The organism is Clostridium polyendosporum, from assembly GCF_018332455.1.
GTDB lineage: Bacteria > Bacillota > Clostridia > Clostridiales > Clostridiaceae > Clostridium_AY > Clostridium_AY polyendosporum.
The window spans coordinates 38470-60557 of the sequence record NZ_BOPZ01000004.1 but is presented as its reverse complement, the minus strand read 5'-3'; the positions used below and the strand labels follow the sequence as shown (position 1 = coordinate 60557).

The window sequence follows — 22088 nt, the reverse complement described above, 5'->3', positions numbered from 1 at the left end:
ATACTTATCAACAGCCTGTATTAGAAACTACTTCAAGTAGTATAGCTATTTTTGAGAAGCTGGGGCACAGCAAGCTGGAGCTGAAGCAGGAGCACATGGTGTAGTTACAAAGTTAAAAGTACCACTTACACAGATAACATTATTTTCACAAACTCGTGTTGGTATAGCACTAGTTATAGTATATCCAGAGATAAGATTACCGCTTGGACACATGTCGTCGCAATCACATGTGAAACAAATAACTTGGTTAACACATACACAACATGTGCCAGATGCACAAGCTGTTGAATTTGGGATTGTAACGCCACCTGTAGTTGAGGGACCTTCTCCTGTAATTGGAGAAAGACATGCAATAAATTTAATGCAGCCAACATATCTAAATCTCTTTACACATGCTTTACAATCTGGTAGTGGTGTTCCTGGTCTACAAGGATCATCAACTATTGCATTTAGTTCACACTTATCCATAATACATTCTAAACAATCATCATTCCAGGCTATGCTTACAAATCTTGACAAATCTTGTGGTGGTGGTAAAGGTAAATTAAATATAGCAGGTACAATTATTGTGCATTGAAAAGGTACAGAATTAGAACAATCTGGTGGTCGTACTGGATCACAAGGTTCACAGCAACAGCCCATTGCTATTTCATTTTGAATATTTGTATTAGTGTCTTCTTTTAATTGATTATTATCTACTTTTATTTCAATATTGTTTATAGTATCTTCTTTTTCTCCAAAAAGATAGTTAAATAAGTTCATATATGATCACCTCTCATTAATATAATATGCACTTTGATTTTAAGTGGTGATAATTGGTAAGAAAATATGTAAATGCATATAGAAAAACGAGTAATTTAGGTCAAGATATTTTAAGCAGATTAATTAAAAGCAAATATAAATTTTTTATTTTAATTTATGTTTGCTTTTAATTAATCTGCTGCCATTTTACAAAGTAAAATCTTGATTAGAAGCGAATAGAGGGAATTTTCAATTGTTTGTGAATGAATTAAATTCTAATATATGATGAACTACTGGATATGAGGAGTTTATTGGTCTTACTTTAATTTTATTTTCGGTGGTAACCTGTTGATCTAAAGAAATATTACTCAATAAATTCGTCCAATAATTATTTTTAGCAAAAGCTAATTTATAGTAAAAAAATATTAATTTATTTATATGGTTCGAAGTTATTTTAATAGAATTATTTATTCCATTAAATTTTGTTTTACTGTATATAATTATTGACCATAATTTATTATTAATATTTTTTATACAATCAGGAAGCTCACTTTTAGGTGTAAGATTGTTTATTAAATCAATGGGATTTTGAATAATTTCATTATTATTATTATAAGAGTATGCTAGATCATTAAATAAATTTTTTATTTGTTCTAATTTTTTATGATTTATTTCAAAGGCTGTTAGATTAAATTTTAAATTATCTATTAAATATTTTAGAAATAAATTCAAATCATGAACTTTACTATATTTTTTGATGAAAAAAATTAATTTATCATAAGATAGTCCTTCATAAGGAGCATAGTCAGTATATGTGACCATGCTTTTAACGACAGTATCTTCTGCTTTCCCTAATTCATAAATAATTTCAATAGAATTCATATAACACATATCCAATACTAATACATCGATTTTATCCTTTGAGTTTTCTTTTATTGAATTAATAGCTTTAATCATTTCTGGTATACCCATAATATAAGGAACATTTAAACTTAAATCTGTTAAACAACCTACAAAGTCAGCACCATGGCCTGATAATATCAGCATGTACTGTTCTGCTTTATAGTTTTCCATTCCCCATTTTATAAATTTATATAAACTATTAGGATCTGCCATATTAACTTTTCCTAAATCTTCAATTAAAAGAGGGTTATTTCTTTTTATATAATAACGTCTTACTCCTGACCAAATATCAGAATACTTATTTTCGTTGTTATTTATTAGTCCTATCTGCATAATTACATTTATATTTTTATTAGAACCAGCCTTTTTGCAAGCTAGCATAGCATTATACATCGTATCGTTCATTTCATTATTTCCATCTGCATAAATGAGTATGGTCCATTTTTTTGTAGTTTTACGAATCATTTTATCAGCATCCTTAGTAATTAAAATACTATTTTTAAAATTAAATAGCAGATATTGCTTAATATATGTTATTCAGTTGCAACTTATAATGTTAAAAAAACATAGCGGAGTAAGAAGAATTCTTATGAATGATATGGGTAGCTTTTAATAAATGATAACAATTAATGTTATTTTAAATATAATAATATATAGAGAAATAGCTTCATAACTGAAATTGTATATGCTAGAAAAAGCATTGCATGTCGAGGTTGTTTGCTGCAATTTTACAAAGTGAAATTTGCTCAAATTTAATAGACTCGATATCTAGTAAATTTTATGTTTCCTGAAGGATTAAGGATTATAATTGTTAAATATAGTTTAGTTAATTAAAAAAGGAGTGTATGTTATGTCAAATGGTTGTAATGTAACTGATATGGTAAATGGATGGGAGATTGAGCTTACTGTTCCTGCACCGATTGGGCCATCAAATATTTTTCAATATACAATAACTCGTATAGAACCATATTCAGATTCAAGGGAACTTAGTAATATTAGAATATGCCTTTGTCCTAATATTTCTGATAATGATAGAACAGCCTTATTAGCTTCATGTTCATATACTGTATTTTTTGAGGATGATTCATCAATAACTTCCGAAGATTGTTTTATAGATAACACCATACCTAATCCTAATGAAAATCCTGCTGCTTGTAAAGGATTAAAATTTGATAATATACCCTCAGGAGATGAAGAAACAGGAGAACAAACAAGGGTAGTGCTAAACTTTACCCTAACTAGACAACTTCCAATTGGTCCTGTTGATATTGGATTTAAAGCTGGAGCAGGTCCTGAAGATAGAAGTGGTATTTGGCAAGATGTTTGTGGACCAGTTTGTAAAACTAGAGGACTTATAGTTTGTTAACTATTTACTGCAATCAGATGTATTTAACAAGTATGTATAAATATAAATTGAATAACAGTAGGGGATGAAGGTAACGTTTTATTTGTTAAGTAACATAGTATGTATAGAATACACAACTTCATAACTGAACTTGTATGGCGTAGAAAAAGCATTGCATGCTGAGGCTATTTCACGAATTGTTTAGGGATTGAAGCTGTATATTTTTCGTAAAAACCAATATATGTTACTAAAAATAAAATTATCTAAACAAAAGATATATTAATTAGGAGATGATTATTTGAAAAATAGTGAAGTTATTAAAAAAATAAGTCAACACAAGGCTGCAGATTCTATTGAAGTAATTCATATTAATGAAAACTGTGCCAAAATAACCTTTGAGGGTGGAGGACAACAGACTCCTATTCCTGATGTGGATGTAGGTTTTTCTACAGTACAGTTTCCAGGATGGATAACTCTTAACTCAGGTAATTACTTTAATGAACCCTCACCAGTTACCATAGCTTATTGGGTAAGTGAATGGCGTTATCATGATAATTTTCGTGAAATAATTTTTAGTGAACCTGTATCAAGTGTAGAATTATTTTATGCATCAGCCTATAATTTGATATTAGAAGCCTATGATCAATCTAATAATTTAATTGCATCCATTAGAGGTCTTGCAAATTATAGTAATAGATATAGACGATGGGAGTCTTTAAGTATTAATAAGCAAAATAATATTATTAAAAAACTTAGGGTTATTGGACGTGCATGTTATACAAGTATCGATGATCTTACTATTTGCACAGTATGCAGAGGGTTATTATTAGAGGAATAAAAGGTATTGATATTAACCTTTATAAATGTTACTCGCTACTCTATAAAATACTTTTCTTAAGAGGTTGATTGTAGCACTCACTTATGTAGTGAGTGTTTTTTACTTGTTAATATGTTAATTTTTAGCCTGTAAACATAAGAGTATGCTAAATCATTAATAAATTTTTTATTTGTTTATTTGTAGTTTACAATGTTAAAAGCATTAGTGGAGTAGGAATAGTTCTGATGAATCATAGATTTGTTTTTAAATAAATCATAACAATTAATATTATTTTAAATATAATATAGTACGAGCATTAAGTTTAATTAATAAAACTTAAAAAATAAAAGTGGCATTTGATAAGGTGGTTATGGACAAGTCTGTGAAACTCGTAGAATTATGGTTTGTGAAATATTAATACAACGATATATATATAAACAACCTATGTTATTAAAATAAAATTTTATCAACAAAAGATATATTAATTAGGAGATGATATTTTGGAAATTAATAAAGGTATTAAACCAGTAAGTATTTACAATTCTCTTGAAATAATAAATCAAACTAGGGCTGCAGACTCTATTGAAGTAATTTATTTGAATAAAGAATGTGCCAAAATAACTTTCGAGGGTGGAGGTCAAGGTACTCCTATTCCTGATGTGAATGTAGGTTTTTCTACAGTACAGTTTCCAGCATGGTTAACTCTTACGTCAGGTAATTATTCCAATGAACCCTCACCAGTTACCATAGCTTTTTGGTTAAGTCAATCCGGTTATCCTAATAATTATCGTGAAATAATTTTTACCAACCCTATAGCAAGTGTATCATTATTTTATGCATCAGCTTATAATGTGACATTAGAAGCTTATGATCAATCTAATAATTTAATTGCATCCACTGCAGGCCCTGCAAATTATAATAATGGATATACCCAATGGGATCCTCTAAGTATTGATAGGGGAAATAATATTATTAAAAAAGTCAGGGTTATTGGACTTCTTCCAGGTTATACAGGTATCGATGATCTTACTATTTGTAGAGTATGTAGAGGCTTATTATTAGAAAAATAGAAGTTACAGGAGACATTATGGGGCTGCCCGTCCCGTCTCCGGGTATGTCTCTAGATCCTATTGGTAACAATAGGCCTAGATAGATGGTTGGTTAATACAGAACTAGGCTTATAAACTTAGTTGCACTAAATTGATTGCAACACTCACTATGTGGTGAGTGTTTTTACTTACTATCATATTAATTTTTAATCCGTAAACTAACTCTTAAATTAAAGAACAAAATTGTTTTCATATATTCAACACCTATCATGAACTAAAATCTACAATTAAGTAATTATACTGATTATTATAATAATTATCATTTACAATGGAACTTAAAAAAGATGACTCCTGTAAAATACAGGGATCATCTTTTGAAAGTTTCATAGTTCATTTTTTAACTCCACTAAAAGGAATATACTTTTCCTTTTAAAGTTTTAATCAAGATAAATTAATTGGCATCCTCTGCATGGTACAGTGATACGAACTGTTTGATCTCCATAATTAACTGTTTCATCTGCAATAGCACTAATTAAAAACGTATACTCTCCAGGGGGAGTTCCAGCAGGCACTGTAATTATAATAGTAAAATTTCTGCTTTCTCCAGTAGGAACGCTTGGGTAGGAAGGCGGAGTAACGGAAGTTAACCAAGCTTCATATCCAGGACTTGCTATAAGGTGAAGGTTGGAGACTGTTGGATTACTAAGAAGACTAGTGATTTCAATAACTAAGTCTTCTATAAGTGAAGCGGAGCTTGTAATAAAAGCTTTACCTCCTGTGATACCTGCCCAGTATTCCCAATTATCTATAAAATCATTGGTTGTATGACATTCTAATAATACAACGCCGTTTAAAGCCATTTCATTTAACACGTTTTGAAGATCTAAGTCGTCAGGAGTATTGGCAACTTCGTCTCTACCAGGATCTCCGCCTGTAGTTTGTGGTAATTTTGGAAGTCCTTGATTTATATTGTCATCATGAGGAACGTCATCACCGAAGTGTACAAATATTCTTCTTGCACCAGGGCGCCATCCTACAGAAGGGTCTGCATAGCTTTCATAGAAAACTCTTGTATAGTTTTCAGGAAAGTCTACACCATTGCCTATTATTAAACTGTTAATTGCGGATGACACTACAGTTCTATCAGAAGTAATGCTTTGATTAAGTTGATAAGCATAATCAACTCCAGGAGATCCATATTGTGCAGTGTAGCCATGAAAATTTGCATAGAAGTGGGGATAATCCATGTGTGATGTTACTCCATAATTGATATCTACACCGAGAACATCTAAAGCATTCATTAAATCTATGGCCTTTGTTTTGGCTGTATTAAGAATAGCAAGCATACTTCCAGTCAAGTCAAAAGAAAAAATGATGTCTGCCTTAGGAGGTCTTGGTGGAATGGTTACTACTTTTGTTTCTGTTACAGATTTAGTTGGCCTTAAAGTTTTTATTAATTCACTTGGGGAAATCATTAAAAATTACTCCTTTTTATTAAATTGAATATAAAGAACTCAATATATGGTATGAAAAATTTGGTGAAAAAGTTCTTAATGTGCAATGTTCATAAAATTTAAGAAGTATTATATATAATTTTAGTATGTTAGTATTTTATATATTTCGAAAATTGATGCAGAACCTTAAATATGTTTGACAAGGTTAATAAGCAGCTTTATAATAGAATTTAATTACCTTGATAAATACATATTTTCATTAAATTGGCAGAGAAGCCTTGCTCTAACAAATTTAGAGTAAGGCTTTTTTAGTTACCATGTAATAAATTTTCTTTTATTGAATGTTTAATAATTTAATTGTAAAATAGATGTGTTCATTGTCGAAATAAGAGTTTTTAATTGTTGAGTTAATAATTTGTTATGAAAAACAACTAGTTACAATAAAGCTGAATAGACTATATGTCTATTCAGTTTTAATAATTATACATAAAAGATAGGAAGTGATACTAATATGGAAGATATAAATTCAGTGAAACTATCTGCTCTTGGAGATTCTGCAATCATTATTGAATTTAGTAAAAGTATTGATCTTCAAACACACCATAAGGTAAAAGCGTTAGCAGCTTATTTAGATGAGCATCCATTTCCAGGAATGATAGAATACATTACTGCATTTACAACTGTTACAGTATTTTACGATCCTTTACAGGTATATAATATAGATTCCCAAAATAGACTAAACAAAAATATCTCAAATTATAAGTCTCCTTATTTTATTGTTGAGTCAATAATGAAAGAAATATTATTATCTGTGGAAAATGATATAAATTATAAACCAAGAATTGTAGAGATTCCAGTGTGTTACGGTGGTGAATTTGGGCCAGACTTAGAATATGTAGCAAAGCATAATAGACTTACCATAGAAGAGGTTATAAATATTCATTCTAGCGGTGAATATCTCGTATATATGATTGGTTTTGCACCAGGGTTTCCTTATCTTGGAGGGATGTCAGAACGAATTGCTGCACCAAGACGTCAATCTCCACGTTTACTAATTCCTGCTGGAACAGTAGGAATTGCAGGAAAACAAACTGGAGTATATCCTATAGGTACACCAGGGGGATGGCAATTAATTGGACGAACTCCTTTAGCGCTTTTTAGACCTAAAGATGATATTCCAAGTCTTCTAAGATCAGGAGATATAATTAAGTTTAAATCTATTTCTCATGATGAATATAATACTTGGAAGGAGGAATTTATGTGAGTATAAAAATTATACGTCCTGGACTTCTTACTACATTACAGGATTTAGGTAGATATGGATTTCAAAGATATGGTGTAATAATCAGCGGTGCTATGGATCAATTTTCTCTCCGTATAGCTAATTTGTTACTAGGAAATAAAGAAAATAGTGCGTGTTTAGAGATTACAATGATGGGTCCATCATTATTAATAAAAAAAGATACATTAATTTCTATCTGCGGAGGAAACTTATCACCAAAGATAGGTGGATATCCGGTTCCACAATGGAGGTCAGTTTATGTAAAAGAGGGAAGTATTCTTGAATTTGGAGCTTGTGTATCAGGTTGTCGTGCTTATCTATCAGTAGCAGGAGGATTTAATATTCAAGAAGTAATGGGAAGTAAGAGTACTTATTTAAGAGCTGAAATTGGGGGATTTCAAGGACGTTCTTTAAAAGAAAATGATGTTTTAGAGTTTAGTGAGCCTTCTGATGAAGGTATTAATATAATTAAGAAACTTTCTTCTATGAGTGAATCGAATTATTTCGCAGCCCCAAAATGGTTTGTTAGCACAGAAATACTGCCGAAGTATAGTTCTAATCCTATCATCCGTATAATTCATGGTGGTGAATTTGAGAAATTTTCTGCTAAAAGTAGAGAATTGTTCTTTACAAGCGAATTTCAAGTTACTTCTCAATCTGATCGAATGGGGTATAGATTAAAGGGATCAACTTTAGAGTTATCACAACCTCTAGAAATGATATCAGAGGCGGTATCCTTTGGAACTATTCAAGTACCACCTGATGGAAATCCAATTGTACTTCTTGCAGATAGGCAAACTACTGGAGGTTATCCTAAAATTGCTCAAGTTGCTTCAGTAGATCTTCCAATAATTGCACAGATAAAACCTGGAGAAAGAATTAGGTTTAAAGAAATTTCTATAGAAGAAGCGCAAATATTATACATACAAAGAGAACTAGATATTAAAAAACTAAAAGTAGGTCTTACTTTAAGCAGGTTATAGGAGGTGGGTTATGTACAATATAGATTTAAATTGTGATATGGGAGAAAGTTATGGAGCTTATAAACTAGGTAGTGATGAAGAAATACTTAAGTTTATTACTTCAGCGAACATTGCATGTGGATTTCATGCTGGTGATCCAAGTACCATGTACAAAACAGTACAGCTAGCACTTAAAAATAAAGTTGCAATCGGAGCACATCCGGGATTTCCTGATTTAGTAGGGTTCGGAAGAAGAAATATGGATATATCTCCTCAAGAAGCTTATGATATGGTAGTCTATCAGATTGGAGCATTAAATGGTTTTGTGAAAGCTGAAGGAGCAAAAATGCAGCACGTTAAGCCACATGGGGCACTATATAATATGGCAGCTAAAAATCATCTATTAGCTGAGGCAATAGCAAAAGCTGTTTATAAAGTAGATTCGGAATTAACATTATTTGGATTAGCGGGAAGTGAGCTTATAAAAGCTGGAGATGCAATAGGACTTCGAACTGCTAACGAGGTATTTGCTGATAGAACTTATCAAAAAGATGGGTCATTGACGCCGCGCCGTGAATCTAATGCTGTAATTACAGATGATAATGAAGCTATCACTCAAGTAATACGAATGATTAAAGATGGGAAAGTCCTATCTCAACAAGGGATTGATATTCAAATTAAAGCAGATACAGTTTGTATACATGGTGATGGAGCTCATGCATTAACTTTTGCTAGAAAAATTAGAGAATTGATGGAATCTTCCGGAGTTAATCTTCAGAATTTCATAAATAAGTAATATTTAAGAGGGAAAATAATTATGTTACATTTAACTACAAAAAAAGTATAAAAAAATCGTACTGAAGTACGTTTTTTTTATATGGGAAATTAGTTAGCAAAATTTAAAATAAAATATTAAGTATAAATTGATGCTTTAATTGTATGTATATAAAAAAATTATAAGTTTGTCAAAAAACAATAATCTAGAATATTAGTTTCAAAAAACAATGTTGAAAAAATAAGAATGTGTAAATAATCATGATATTTGTAAAAAAATGTTGCCGTTAGTAAACGATTACCTATATATTACTAATGTTTAAATTATTAATTATTATCGTATAATTGTAATAATTTAGTATCAATAAAAACTATATTGTAATAGATTAATAATAAAACGATAAAATGGTTATTGATTTTTGAGAGATAACTTGATAATATAGTTACTGAGAAAGACAAGTTTATTGTCGGAAAAGTAAGACAAATACACTGTTTGTGGACAATTTATCTTTATTTTTCCAATGCTCAAGAAAAATTATATATAGATAAAAAATATATGAAATAAGTACGCTAAATAGAACTTATTTTTTATTTTTTTTAATTATTAAGGGGGTCTACATTATGAAGAAAAAGATGTTAGGTATGGCGGCAGCGCTTACACTATCTGTTAGTTTATTTGCAGGATGTTCAAAGAATGGAGCATCAGAAAGTGATGTAATTAAAATAGGTGGAATAGCTCCACTTACTGGTAAGGTAGCAACTTACGGTCTTTCTGTTAAGGAAGGTGTTTTATTAGCAGAAAAAGAGTTAAATGATAAAGGTGGAATCAATGGAAAGAAGGTTAAGGTTGTTTATGAAGATGACCAAGCAGATCAAAATGCTTCAATAAATGCCTTCAATAAGTTAGTAGATGATGAAAAGGTAGCAGCAGTAATTGGGCCTGTAACTTCAGGAGCAACTTTAGCAGTTGCACCAAAGGCAACTCAAGCAATGGTGCCAATGATAACACCTACAGCGACAGAACCAACAATAACAAAGACTGGTGGAAATTATGTATTTAGAGCTTGTTATGTAGATTCATATCAAGGAGTTATTATGGCAAAATATGCTGCAAAAGATCTTGGAAAGAAAACTGCAGCAGTTTTATATAACGTAGGTTCAGACTATTCAAAGGGTGTAGCGGAAGCTTTCAAAAAGGAATATGAAGCTCAAGGTGGTAGCGTTGTAGAATATACAAGCTATAATAATGGAGATAAAGATTTTAATGCTCAACTTACAAAGGTAAAGAGTGCAAATGCAGATGTACTTCTTCTTCCAGATTACTATGACGTAACTGCATTAATTGCAAAACAAGCAAGAGAGCTTGGAATTCAGTCTCAATTCTTAGGAAGTGACGGATGGGAATCTCAAGAATTGTACAAGATTGGTGGAGATGCAGTGAAGGGAGCCGTTTATGTTAATCACTATTTCGCTGGAGATTCTACTAAGGAAGTTCAAGATTTCGTAGCTGCATATAAGAAAGAATACAATAAAGAACCAGACTGTTTTGCAGCACTTGGTTATGATTCAGCTAAGATAATGTTTAAGGCGCTTGAAGATGCAAAGAGTACTGATGGAGACAAGATAAGAGAAGCTATATCAAAGGTACAAATTACTGGTGTTACTGGAAAAATGAGTTTTGGTGAAGATAGAACTGCTGTAAAGGGATCTGTATTAGTAAAAGTTGAAGGAGAAAAAACATCATTAGTTACAAAGGTAAATCCTTAACTTTTAAATTAGTGAATTAAGGAGGGCAAATATGGAGTTACTACAACAATTAATTAATGGACTAGCACTTGGAGGTATATACGCCCTTATAGCTTTAGGTTATACCATGGTTTATGGTATAATCCAACTTATAAATTTTGCTCATGGGGATATATACATGATAGGAGCTTTTGCAGGATTTTATGCTGCTATAGCTTTAAAATTATCATTTTTCCCAACTTTGATAATTGCAATGGTTATCTCAGCGTTATTGGGAATCATTATTGAAAAAATAGCTTATAAACCACTTAGAAAATCTCCAAGGATAACGCTGTTAATAACAGCTATTGGAGTGTCGTTATTACTAGAAAATGGAATGAGATTTATTGTGGGGCCAGCACCAAAGACGTTCCCACAACTTATAAAAGCTTCAAAGATAAATATAGGATCACTGCAAGTAACTAATATTCAAATATTAACTTTAGCTGTGTCTTTAATACTTGTTGTATTACTCCAATATATAGTTTATAGAACGAAAGTAGGTAAAGCTATGAGAGCAGCTTCATATGATATTGAAGCTGCAGCCCTCATGGGTATCAATGTAAACAATACTATTTCCTTTACTTTTGCTTTAGGTTCAGCATTAGCAGGAGCAGCAGGTGTGTTAGTTGCATTGGCGTGGACTACAATTGATCCTTATATGGGAATAATGCCAGGGTTAAAGGCCTTTGTTGCAGCAGTTCTTGGAGGAATAGGAATAATTCCTGGAGCACTTATAGGTGGTCTATTTATGGGAGTAGCAGAAACTCTTACAAAAGCATATATATCCTCAAGACTTGCAGATGCTATAGCTTTTTCTATATTAATAATAGTTCTGCTTATAAAACCTGCAGGGTTATTAGGAAAGCAAACTAGAGAGAAAGTGTAGGTGGTAGCATGAAAAAGATAGTTAAATATTTAGTATATGCATTATTAATAATAGGGTTTTACTTCCTTTTTGATTTCTTAATGAAAGAAAGAATAGTAAACCGTTATTATGGAGGAATAATAGTTTTAGTTTGTATAAATATTATATTAGCTGCTTCACTTAATTTGATTACAGGTTTTACAGGACAACTTTGCTTAGGACATGCTGGATTTATGTCTATAGGAGCCTATACAGGAGCTATGATTTCTGTAAAGTTACATCTTCCTTTTGTTCCAGCACTTATAGCAGGAGGTATATTATCAGCACTAGTGGCTTTAATTATAGGTATACCAACGTTAAAACTTAAGGGAGACTATTTCGCTATTACTACACTAGGTTTTGGAGAAATAATAAGAGTAATCTTAACTAATATAGACTATTTAGGAGGACCAAGAGGATTTTCAGGGATACCACCAAAAACAACTTTTGCTTGGGCTTACTTTTTAATGATAGCTTCAGTGATAATCATTTATAACATTATACACTCAGCGCAAGGAAGAGCCATGATCTCAATTCGTGAAAATGAGATTGCAGCAGAAGCAATGGGAGTTAATACATCTAGATTTAAGATAATGGCTTTTGCAATAGCAGCTTTCTTTGCTGGTGTAGCTGGAGCACTTTATGCACATTATACAATGTTCATTCAACCAGATGGATTTAACTTCTTAAAATCTATAGAAATTTTAACTTTCGTAGTATTTGGAGGTATGGGTTCGTTATCAGGTTCTATAATTGCAACAGTAATATTAACATTTATGCCAGAACTTCTAAGAAGTATAAAGGATTTAAGAATGATAATTTACTCAGTAGCCCTTATAGTACTAATGATATTTAGACCAGAAGGTTTATTAGGAACAAAAGAAATATCCTTAAAGCCATTAAAAAAATTATTTTCAAAAAAAGAAGGGAGGTAATGTAGATGCTTAAGGTAGAAAAACTAACAATTCAATTTGGAGGACTAAAAGCAGTCTCAGAATTTGATTTACACATTAAGCCAAAAGAAGTTATAGGGCTTATTGGACCTAATGGGGCAGGAAAGACAACAGTTTTTAATATGCTCACAGGAGTATATTCACCTACAGCAGGCACTATTTCCTACAAAGGGGAGAATATCCACGGATTAAAGCCCTATTACATTACCCAAAAAAAGATTGCAAGAACCTTTCAAAATATTAGATTGTTTAGTAATCTTACAGTATTAGATAATGTTAAGATATCTTTTAGCTATAGAGTAAAATACAATCTATTTGATGCAGTAGTGAAAACACCTAAATATAAAAGAGAAGAAAGAGAAATAGAGAAAAAGTCTTTAGAGCTTCTAAAAGCTTTTGATTTAGATATAAAAGCAAACGAACTTGCAAAGAATCTTTCTTATGGTGATCAAAGAAGACTTGAAATTGCAAGAGCTTTAGCTGTTGAACCAGAGTTATTATTGTTAGATGAGCCAGCAGCAGGAATGAATCCTCAGGAAACTCACGAGCTTATGAATCTCATCAGTTGGATAAGAGATAATTTTAATGTTGCAGTATTACTTATCGAGCATGATATGAAGCTGGTTATGGGGGTTTGTGAGAGAATTGCTGTTCTTGACTACGGTAAAAAGATAGCAGAAGGTACACCAGAAGAGATCAAGAAGAATCCAAGAGTAATAGAGGCATATCTTGGAGGAACCTGTCTTGAGGAGGAGGCTGCAAATGCTTAAGATAAAAGATTTAAATGTTTTTTATGAAGGAATACAAGCTTTGAGAAATATTACACTTGAGGTAAATGAAGGCGAGATTGTAACCTTGATAGGTGCCAATGGTGCTGGAAAAACTTCTACTTTAAGGGCAATATCAGGACTTATTCCTTTTAAGAGTGGAGAAATATACTTTCAAGATAAGCCATTAAAAAGCATTCCAGCACATAAACTAGTAGCATTAGGTATAGGTCATGTACCAGAAGGAAGAAAGATATTTGCAAACTTAACGGTAAGAGAAAACTTAGAGTTAGGTGCTTATCTTAGAAAAGATAAAGATGGTATCAAAGAAGACTATGAAATGATTTATGAAAAGTTTCCAAGACTTAAGGAGAGAATAAATCAAATGGCAGGTACCCTTTCAGGTGGAGAACAGCAAATGCTTGCCATGGGAAGAGCACTTATGAACAGGCCTAAAATTCTTCTTCTTGATGAACCATCCATGGGACTTGCACCACTAGTGGTTAAAAGTATTTTTGATATTATTCAAGAAATCAACAAGGGTGGTACAACAGTACTTCTTGTTGAGCAAAATGCTCATATGGCTCTATCTATTGCTCATAGAGCGTATGTTCTTGAAACAGGAAGTATAGTTCTTAGTGGAGAAGCAAGCAAGCTTTTACAAGACGATAAGGTAAGAAGTGCATATTTAGGTGAGTAATTTTATATGAGGATGTTCCAAGGTTGGGAACATCCTTTTTTATATTTATTACAGTAAAATAAGATAATTAAAGCTTCTTCTTCATAAACTAAAAAAAATAGTTAAGGAGACGATATAATGCAGGTAAGGCTAGGATATGTAGCAATTGCATTGAATTTACCTAAAGTTACGTCATCAAGTACTGTAACCTATTCAAATTATAATAAGCTTCTTTCAATGGAAAAAAAGATAGAGAAACTTAAAGCTGTAACATTATCGAATCTAGATGATTTATATACGATTCTTAAATATACTATAGAAAATCAAATACATTTCTATAGAATAACTTCCGCACTAGTCCCTTTATGCACACATCCAGAAGTTATGTGGGATTACAGAAAAATTTTTAGAAAGGACTTCCAAAGAATCGGTGCATTCATAAAACAACATAATATGAGGGTGGATACGCACCCCGATGAATTTAATGTTTTAAATTCTAATAGAGATGAAGTTGTAGAAAATACAATTAGAAACTTATGGTTTCATGCTCACTTTTTCGAAGATATGGAGTACTCAGAAGGAAAAATGGTGATGCATGTTGGCGGTGGTGTAGGAGGTAAGGAAAAAGCATTGGAGAGATTCAAAGCTAATTTTAATAAAACACCACAAGAAATATCATCAAGAATTATAATTGAGAATGATGATAAGACATTTACAACTAAGGAGGTTCTAGAACTTTGTAAAGATTTATCAATACCTATGGTATTAGATGTGCATCATCATATTTGTAATAATAATGGGGAAAAATTAACAGATTTATTAGGAGAAATTTTTCAAACGTGGGAAGGAGAAAGTTTACCGCCCAAAATTCATTTTTCTTCGCCAAGAGAAGGGGAAAAGGATAGAAAACACGCGGATTATATTGAGGCAGAAAGCTTTATTAGATTTTTAGATATTGCAAAAGAATTAGGTATGGACTTTGATATAATGTTGGAAGCAAAGATGAAGGACTTAGCTTTATTTAAGCTCACTGAAGATATTAAGAATTTAAGACCTCGGTGGAGATGGATAGATAACAGCACCTTGATAATTACTTAAATAATTTTAACTGGATAACTAAGACTATGATAGTGACAAAAAAAATCTCCTAGCATAAATTAAAGAAGAAAACTTTATAGGAGAAAAGAATTGAGAGAGTTAGAAAAGATATATTTAAATATACGTAAAACAAAGCACTCATTAAAAATTATTGAAGTAAAATATAAGTGGCAAGGTGAATTGGAATATACATTAAATCCTCAAATGATAATTTTTCATCATACTGTGGAACAAAATAAGACACCACAGCATATACATGAATTACATCTTAAAAGAGGTTGGGCGGGAATTGGATACCATTTCTATATAAGAAAAGATGGTAAGATATATAGAGGAAGAGCAGAAAATTCTGTTGGTGCTCATGCTGGTGCCTACAATAATGTTGCATTAGGTATTGCGTTAGAGGGAAATTTTATGATAGAGAAGCCCACTAAAAAACAGATAAATTCTTTAATTTTACTTTCTAGGCATCTTGTCCAGAAATATGCAATAACAGATTTATTAAGACATAAAGATATTATGGATACCCAGTGTCCTGGAGTAAACTTTCCCTTTGAAGAGGTAAAAAATAAAGTGCCGGTATCTAATATACGAACATTAGAATAATATATGACGAAACTATATTCCAATAATTTCAAGTAAACTGTATAAAATTTTTTCATCATCTAAGATGGAAGATGGATAGCACAAAATGTTAGAAATACTTCAAGTTAAAGACATAGAAAAATTAGAAAGAATCTTTAATAAATTTTTTCAAATGAATATTGACATCGCAGAGGATAAAATGATAAAATAGGCACATGGCTTTATTAAAAACAAAGTAAAGTTAAGAAATCATCCGGAAAGTATAAGTTTAGAAGAAGTAATAAGTATGTATAATAATAGTTTATTCAAATAGAATAACTATATATTAAGTTAAACCGTTCTTGTTCACGATGGTGTGACAAATCTTTTTGTTGCGCTGGTGTGATAGGAATGGTTTTTTTATTTCTAAAGTAAATATTGACATACAGAGGGTGAAATGATAAAATTATGACATAAATTGTTGAAAAAAGAAAATAAGGTATTTTACCTAAAAACAAGTTTCTAATAAGTAGTAAATACTTATAAAGATAGTTTACTGAAATAGAATAACGATCTATTAAGTTAAACCGTTCTTGTTCACGATGGTGTGGCAAATTTCTTTGCTGCGCTATGTGGCAAGAATGGTTTTTTTATTTACTATCATTTCACAAAATGAAATGTGGCTCAAAATTAATAGACTTGATGCCTATTAATTCTGTTTAACTTGGTAAACTTAAACCAATCTTACGAATCAATTATAATATCTCACAAAAGAGATATATCTTTTTAAAAATATCGAACTAATCATACAAATAATTCTTAAAGTATATTTCCAATAATTTCTGAAACACGAATGAATATTAATATGTGAACTTAATTGTTATATTAATATACGAACTATTTTATTTATAAATATAAAATAATTCGCAAAATTTTTGATAAAAAGTTAAATTTAGGAGCTAAAAAAGCGTTCTCATTTAACAAAATGTTAATAAAAAGTCTTTTTGATTAACAAATGTTTATGAAAACGTATAATATATTAAAAAAATATCAAAAAAATTTTAAAAAAAGTATTGATTTTATAATTGGGGGGTGTTATAGTATATACATCAAGCAAAACAAATAAAAAAACAAACAAAAAACAACCAAAAAAATAATTAAAACAAGGAGGCAATATTATGAGACAGGTAGCGATTTATGGAAAGGGTGGAATAGGAAAATCCACAACAACTCAAAACTTAACAGCAGGTTTAGCTGAAATGGGAAATAAAATAATGGTAGTAGGATGTGACCCAAAAGCTGACTCAACAAGATTATTACTTGGAGGTTTAGCACAAAAGTCAGTATTAGATACTTTAAGAGAAGAAGGAGAAGATGTTGAATTAGAATCAATATTAAAGCCAGGTTATGGTGGTATCAAATGTGTTGAATCAGGCGGTCCAGAACCAGGAGTTGGATGTGCTGGTAGAGGTATCATAACTTCAATCAATATGCTTGAACAACTAGGAGCATATGAAGCAGAATTAGATTATGTTTTCTACGATGTATTAGGAGACGTTGTATGTGGTGGTTTCGCAATGCCAATAAGAGAAGGTAAAGCACAAGAAATCTACATCGTTGCTTCAGGTGAAATGATGGCATTATATGCAGCTAACAACATAGCAAAAGGTATACAAAAATATGCACACAGCGGTGGAGTTAGATTAGGTGGTATCATCTGTAACAGTAGAAAAGTTGCTAATGAATATGAATTACTAGATGCTTTTGCTAAGGAATTAGGAAGCCAATTAATTCACTTTGTACCAAGAAGCCCTATGGTTACAAAAGCAGAAATAAACAAGAAAACTGTTATAGATTTTGATCCAACAGCTGAACAAGCTGATGAATACAGAACATTAGCAAAGAACATACACAATAATGAAATGTTTGTTATACCAAAACCAATGACACAAGATAGATTAGAAGAAATATTAATGGAATATGGTCTAATAGATCTATAAGATATAAGAAGAATTGAACATAGTTACTTGCTAAACATAGTTACTTGCTAAAGAAGAAATGAATAAGTTGCTAACTAAAGAAGAATTCAACATAAGTACGTTGTGATAAAGAAGAATTGAACATGGATTAAGAGTATAGATATATAATTAGGTGGGGTTATTTTGAAGAATAAAAAAAAATATACCACAGCCAACAAACAGATGGACAGTGGTGATTCAAAATAACTTGAGTAAATTTTCGTATATAGATTATATCACAATTGTATTGAGGAGGTCAATGTATGTTAATGGTAAAAGCTATTATTAGACCTGAAAAAGTAAATTGCGTTCTATCTGAGTTATGTGACGCAGGCTTTCCAGCGGTAACTAAGTATGATGTAGTAGGTAGAGGTAAGCAAAGAGGGGTTAAAGTTGGAGAAGTTTTCTATGATGAAATCCCAAAAGAAATGCTTATGTTAGTTATAAATGATGAAGATAAAGATGATGTTATCAAGATAATCATGAAAAATGCAAAAACAGGAGAAAAAGGTGCTTTCGGAGACGGAAAAATCTTTATAGTTCCTGTAGAAGCAGCATATACAATAAGCTCAGGCTCAAATGAGCTTTAACATAGAAGGAGGGGGAGAGATGAAAGAAATAACTGCAATCATCAGAATGAACATGGTTAGTAAAACCAAGGATGCCCTTCTGAAAGGAGGGTTCCCCTCTTTCACTTGTAGAAAAGTGGTTGGTCGTGGTAAGAAGAAGGTAGACTTTTCTATGATTGATGAAAAGTTATCAGAGAGAGTTATGTTAAATTCAGGCATAGCTGAAGAAATATCAGAGATGCATAGATTAGTACCAAAAAGAATGGTTGTTCTTTTGGTTAATGATGAAGATGTAAATAAAGTCGTAAATACAATTATAGAAGTTAATAAAACCGGTAATCCAGGAGACGGAAAGATATTTGTTACAGATGTAATTGATGCAGCAAGAGTACGTACTGGAGAAACAGGACCAAAAGCCATTTAAATATAGGATGAGGTGAAATATATGAAAAAAGATATGCAAAAGGTTGTAGACCAGGTTTTAGAACAATACCCTGCTAAAACCTTTAAAAATAGAAAGACTCATATTGTTGTTAAGACAAAGGAAGATCCAAATCCAGTAATACAAGCTAACGTAAGAACAGTACCAGGTATAATCACAAGCAGAGGCTGTTGTTTCGCAGGTTGTAAAGGGGTTGTTATGGGACCAATTAAGGATATGATTCATATCACACATGGTCCAATAGGTTGTGCTTACTACACTTGGGGTACTAGAAGAAACAAGGCAAGAGCAACAGAAGGCGGTCAGAATTTTATTGAATACGCATTTTCAACTGACATGCAGGAAAGTGATATAGTTTTCGGTGGAACTAAGAAATTAGCAGAAGCAATAAAAGAAGCTGTTGAAATTTTCAATCCGAAAGCTATCGGTATATATGCAACTTGTCCTGTTGGTCTTATAGGTGATGATATAAATGCAGTAGCAGCAGAAGCTAGAAAGCTTTATGGAATTGATGTTTTTGCTTTTAGCTGTGAAGGATATAAGGGAGTAACTCAATCCGCAGGTCACCATATAGCAAATAATATCGTTTTTGAAGATATGATTGGTAAAGGAAATGCGGAACATAAGAAGTATTCTGTAAATATCTTAGGTGAATATAACATAGGTGGAGACTCATGGGAAATCGAGAGAATACTTGAGAAAATTGGTTACAATGTTGTTGCAACACTTAGTGGTGACGTAGAATATGAACAAATTACGAATGCTCATACAGCAGATTGTAACTTAGTACAATGTCACAGATCAATTAACTATATTGCTGAAATGCTTGAAACTAAGTTTGGTATTCCATGGATTAAAGCTAACTTTATCGGAGTAACAGGAACAATTGACACATTAAGAAACTTAGCAAAAGTATTTAATGATCCATATATATATGAGAGAACTGAAGCGGTTATAGCAGAGGAACTTTCTGCAATGGAAGGTGAATTGACTTATTATAAGGAAAAGCTTGAAGGTAAGACTGCATGTCTCTATGTTGGTGGTTCAAGAGCTCACCATTATCAAGTATTATTAAAGGATTTTGGTATCGAAACTATACTTGCTGGTTATGAGTTTGGTCACCGTGACGACTATGAAGGAAGAGAAGTTATACCATCAATAAAAATTGATGCAGATAGCAAGAATATTCCTGAAATAACTGTTCAAAAGGATGAAAATAGATATCGTGTTATCATACCAGAAGATAGATATGAAGTTCTTAAGCAAGAAATTCCACTAGCTTACTATGGTGGAATGGTTAAAGAAATGAATGAAGGAACAATAATGGTTGATGACTTAAATCACCATGAAACAGAAATGTTTATTAAATTATTAAACCCAGATATGTTCTTCTCAGGTGTAAAAGAAAAGTATATGCTTCAAAAAATGGGCGTTTTATCAAGACAGCTTCACTCTTATGATTACACAGGTCCTTATGCAGGATTTAAGGGAGCATTAATATTTGCTAGAGAATTAGCAGCAGGAGTTTATACTCCAGCATGGAAGTATGTAACTCCACCATGGAAAGTAGAACCAATGTTAGAAGGAAAAGTTGTTGGAGGTGAAGAGTAATGTTAGATGCAACACCAAAGAAAGTAGTAGAAAGAAAAGCGTTAAAAATAAATCCAGCTAAAACTTGTCAGCCAATCGGTGCTATGTATGCAGCACTTGGTATTCACAAATGTCTTCCTCACAGCCATGGATCACAAGGATGTTGTGCATTTCATAGAATGCAGCTAACAAGACATTTTAAAGATCCAATAATGGCTTCAACAAGCTCCTTTACAGAAGGTGCCAGCGTATTCGGCGGAGGCGCAAATTTAAAAATGGCTGTTAAAAACATTTGGAAGTTATATAACCCAGATATTATAGCAGTTCATACAACATGTTTATCAGAAACTATAGGTGATGACTTACCTACTTATATATCAGATTCAGAAGTACCAGAAGGTAAAGTTATTATTCATGCTAATACACCAAGTTATCAAGGATCACATGTTACTGGTTTCTCAAACATGGTTAAAGGAATCGTAGATTACCTATGTAAAGCAACTGCTGCTGAGAAAAATGATACAGTAAATGTAATTCCAGGATTTGTGAGCCCAGCAGACATGAGAGAAATAAAGAGATTATTCGAAGCAATGAATATACCTTATACTATGTTCCCAGATACTAGCGGAGTTGTTGATTCTCCAGCAACTGGAGAATTTAATATGTATCCAGAAGGCGGAGCTAAGGTTGAAGATATAAGAAATGCAGGAAACTCTTCTCAAACATTAGCTTTAGGAAGTTACGCTTCACAAGCAGGAGCAGTATCATTAGAAAAGAAGTGCAAGGTACCATTTAAGACTCTTAAGACTCCAATCGGTTTAGAAGCAACTGATGAACTTTTAATGACACTTTCTTCTCTTACTGGAAAGGATATTCCTAAGAACATAGAAGAAGAAAGAGGACAATTAGTTGACCTAATGCTTGATAGCTATCAATACTTACATGGTAAAAAGGTAGCAATATTTGGTGATCCAGATTTAGTTATCGCTTTAACACAATTTGTAATAAGCTTAGGTATGACTCCAAAGTATGTTATAACTGGTACTCCAGGAGAAGAATTTAACAGAGTAATCGAAAAGATGATTGAGGATGCAGGAATAGAAGGTTCAATAGTGAAGAACAGTGCAGACCTTTTTGAACTACAACAATGGATAAAGAATGAAGGAGTAGACCTACTTATGGGTAATACTCATGGAAAACATATTGCAAGAGCAGAGGATGTACCTTTTGTAAGATTTGGTTTCCCAATACTAGATAGATATGCACATCATTATATTCCAACTGTTGGATATAAGGGATCAATAAACCTTATGAAGTCTATGGTTGATGCTATATTAGATAGAATGGACAGAGACTGTGCAGATGAAGATTTTGAATTAGTTAGATAAT

At 31.9% G+C, this 22088-nt stretch carries 21 protein-coding genes and 1 pseudogene; 19 read left to right on the top strand and 3 right to left on the bottom strand.

The window, feature by feature from the left end; all coding sequences use genetic code 11:
* Positions 1 to 45: 45 nt before the first annotated feature.
* Together CPJCM30710_RS03485 and CPJCM30710_RS03480 are read right to left on the bottom strand one after the other, a co-directional pair.
* Complete coding sequence (locus CPJCM30710_RS03485; RefSeq protein ID WP_212902782.1) at positions 46 to 762, bottom strand: hypothetical protein; 717 nt, start codon at positions 760 to 762, stop codon at positions 46 to 48.
* 228 nt (positions 763 to 990) lie between these two features.
* On the bottom strand, positions 991 to 2109 hold the full coding sequence (locus CPJCM30710_RS03480) for a clostripain-related cysteine peptidase (protein ID WP_212902781.1): 1119 nt from the start codon (positions 2107 to 2109) through the stop codon (positions 991 to 993).
* A gap of 385 nt (positions 2110 to 2494) precedes the next feature.
* Between CPJCM30710_RS03480 and CPJCM30710_RS03475 the strand changes: the two genes are divergently transcribed.
* The 4 genes and pseudogenes from CPJCM30710_RS03475 to CPJCM30710_RS03460 all read left to right on the top strand — a co-directional run.
* A complete protein-coding gene (locus tag CPJCM30710_RS03475; protein WP_212902780.1) occupies positions 2495 to 3010 on the top strand; it encodes a hypothetical protein in 516 nt (171 codons plus the stop codon).
* Positions 3011 to 3287: 277 nt separating this feature from the next.
* Positions 3288 to 3827 (top strand): hypothetical protein, encoded by a 540-nt coding sequence (locus CPJCM30710_RS03470; RefSeq protein ID WP_212902779.1) that lies wholly within the window; start codon positions 3288 to 3290, stop codon positions 3825 to 3827.
* Between the two features lie 479 nt (positions 3828 to 4306).
* A complete protein-coding gene (locus tag CPJCM30710_RS03465; protein ID WP_212902778.1) occupies positions 4307 to 4876 on the top strand; it encodes a hypothetical protein in 570 nt (189 codons plus the stop codon).
* Between the two features lie 272 nt (positions 4877 to 5148).
* Positions 5149 to 5244, top strand: a pseudogene (locus tag CPJCM30710_RS03460) (IS3 family transposase); the annotation flags it as partial.
* Positions 5245 to 5292: 48 nt separating this feature from the next.
* Here CPJCM30710_RS03460 and CPJCM30710_RS03455 read toward each other — a convergent pair.
* Positions 5293 to 6330, bottom strand: a complete 1038-nt coding sequence (locus tag CPJCM30710_RS03455) for a vWA domain-containing protein (protein ID WP_212902777.1) — start codon at positions 6328 to 6330, stop codon at positions 5293 to 5295.
* 490 nt (positions 6331 to 6820) lie between these two features.
* Here CPJCM30710_RS03455 and pxpB point away from each other — a divergent pair, with 490 nt between their 5' ends.
* From pxpB to nifK, 15 genes are all read left to right on the top strand, one after another.
* Complete coding sequence (pxpB, locus tag CPJCM30710_RS03450) at positions 6821 to 7573, top strand: 5-oxoprolinase subunit PxpB (protein ID WP_212902776.1); 753 nt, start codon at positions 6821 to 6823, stop codon at positions 7571 to 7573.
* On the top strand, positions 7570 to 8574 hold the full coding sequence (locus tag CPJCM30710_RS03445) for a 5-oxoprolinase subunit C family protein (protein WP_281413947.1): 1005 nt from the start codon (positions 7570 to 7572) through the stop codon (positions 8572 to 8574). The genes pxpB and CPJCM30710_RS03445 overlap by 4 nt, the downstream gene beginning before the upstream one ends.
* Positions 8575 to 8584: 10 nt before the next feature.
* Positions 8585 to 9349 carry a 5-oxoprolinase subunit PxpA gene (pxpA, locus tag CPJCM30710_RS03440; RefSeq protein ID WP_212902775.1) on the top strand — a complete coding sequence of 255 codons (765 nt, stop codon included), beginning with the start codon at positions 8585 to 8587 and terminating at the stop codon, positions 9347 to 9349.
* Between the two features lie 599 nt (positions 9350 to 9948).
* Positions 9949 to 11094 carry an ABC transporter substrate-binding protein gene (locus tag CPJCM30710_RS03435; RefSeq protein ID WP_212902774.1) on the top strand — a complete coding sequence of 382 codons (1146 nt, stop codon included), beginning with the start codon at positions 9949 to 9951 and terminating at the stop codon, positions 11092 to 11094.
* A 31-nt stretch (positions 11095 to 11125) separates the two neighbouring features.
* Positions 11126 to 12001, top strand: a complete 876-nt coding sequence (locus CPJCM30710_RS03430) for a branched-chain amino acid ABC transporter permease (protein ID WP_212902773.1) — start codon at positions 11126 to 11128, stop codon at positions 11999 to 12001.
* Positions 12002 to 12009: 8 nt separating this feature from the next.
* A complete protein-coding gene (locus tag CPJCM30710_RS03425; protein ID WP_212902772.1) occupies positions 12010 to 12954 on the top strand; it encodes a branched-chain amino acid ABC transporter permease in 945 nt (314 codons plus the stop codon).
* A gap of 5 nt (positions 12955 to 12959) precedes the next feature.
* Positions 12960 to 13742, top strand: coding sequence for an ABC transporter ATP-binding protein (locus CPJCM30710_RS03420; protein ID WP_212902771.1), 783 nt, complete (start codon positions 12960 to 12962; stop codon positions 13740 to 13742).
* Positions 13735 to 14439: an ABC transporter ATP-binding protein gene (locus CPJCM30710_RS03415; protein ID WP_212902770.1), complete on the top strand. Its 705-nt coding sequence runs from the start codon at positions 13735 to 13737 to the stop codon at positions 14437 to 14439. The genes CPJCM30710_RS03420 and CPJCM30710_RS03415 overlap by 8 nt, the downstream gene beginning before the upstream one ends.
* Positions 14440 to 14556: 117 nt before the next feature.
* Positions 14557 to 15516, top strand: a complete 960-nt coding sequence (uvsE, locus tag CPJCM30710_RS03410) for a UV DNA damage repair endonuclease UvsE (RefSeq protein WP_212902769.1) — start codon at positions 14557 to 14559, stop codon at positions 15514 to 15516.
* Positions 15517 to 15606: 90 nt separating this feature from the next.
* Positions 15607 to 16122: a peptidoglycan recognition protein family protein gene (locus tag CPJCM30710_RS03405; protein WP_246503443.1), complete on the top strand. Its 516-nt coding sequence runs from the start codon at positions 15607 to 15609 to the stop codon at positions 16120 to 16122.
* A gap of 1136 nt (positions 16123 to 17258) precedes the next feature.
* Positions 17259 to 18080, top strand: a complete 822-nt coding sequence (gene nifH / locus CPJCM30710_RS03400) for a nitrogenase iron protein (protein ID WP_212902768.1) — start codon at positions 17259 to 17261, stop codon at positions 18078 to 18080.
* Positions 18081 to 18361: 281 nt separating this feature from the next.
* Entirely contained in the window at positions 18362 to 18688 is a 327-nt protein-coding gene (locus CPJCM30710_RS03395) for a P-II family nitrogen regulator (protein ID WP_212902767.1), read from the top strand.
* 19 nt (positions 18689 to 18707) lie between these two features.
* The gene (locus CPJCM30710_RS03390) at positions 18708 to 19091 is read left to right on the top strand and encodes a P-II family nitrogen regulator (RefSeq protein ID WP_212902766.1); all 384 of its coding nucleotides are present in this window, start codon (positions 18708 to 18710) and stop codon (positions 19089 to 19091) included.
* Positions 19092 to 19112: 21 nt separating this feature from the next.
* A complete protein-coding gene (gene nifD / locus CPJCM30710_RS03385) occupies positions 19113 to 20720 on the top strand; it encodes a nitrogenase molybdenum-iron protein alpha chain (RefSeq protein WP_407644972.1) in 1608 nt (535 codons plus the stop codon).
* Positions 20720 to 22087 (top strand): nitrogenase molybdenum-iron protein subunit beta, encoded by a 1368-nt coding sequence (nifK, locus tag CPJCM30710_RS03380; protein ID WP_212902765.1) that lies wholly within the window; start codon positions 20720 to 20722, stop codon positions 22085 to 22087. The genes nifD and nifK overlap by 1 nt, the downstream gene beginning before the upstream one ends.
* The last annotated feature ends 1 nt before the right edge of the window (position 22088 follow it).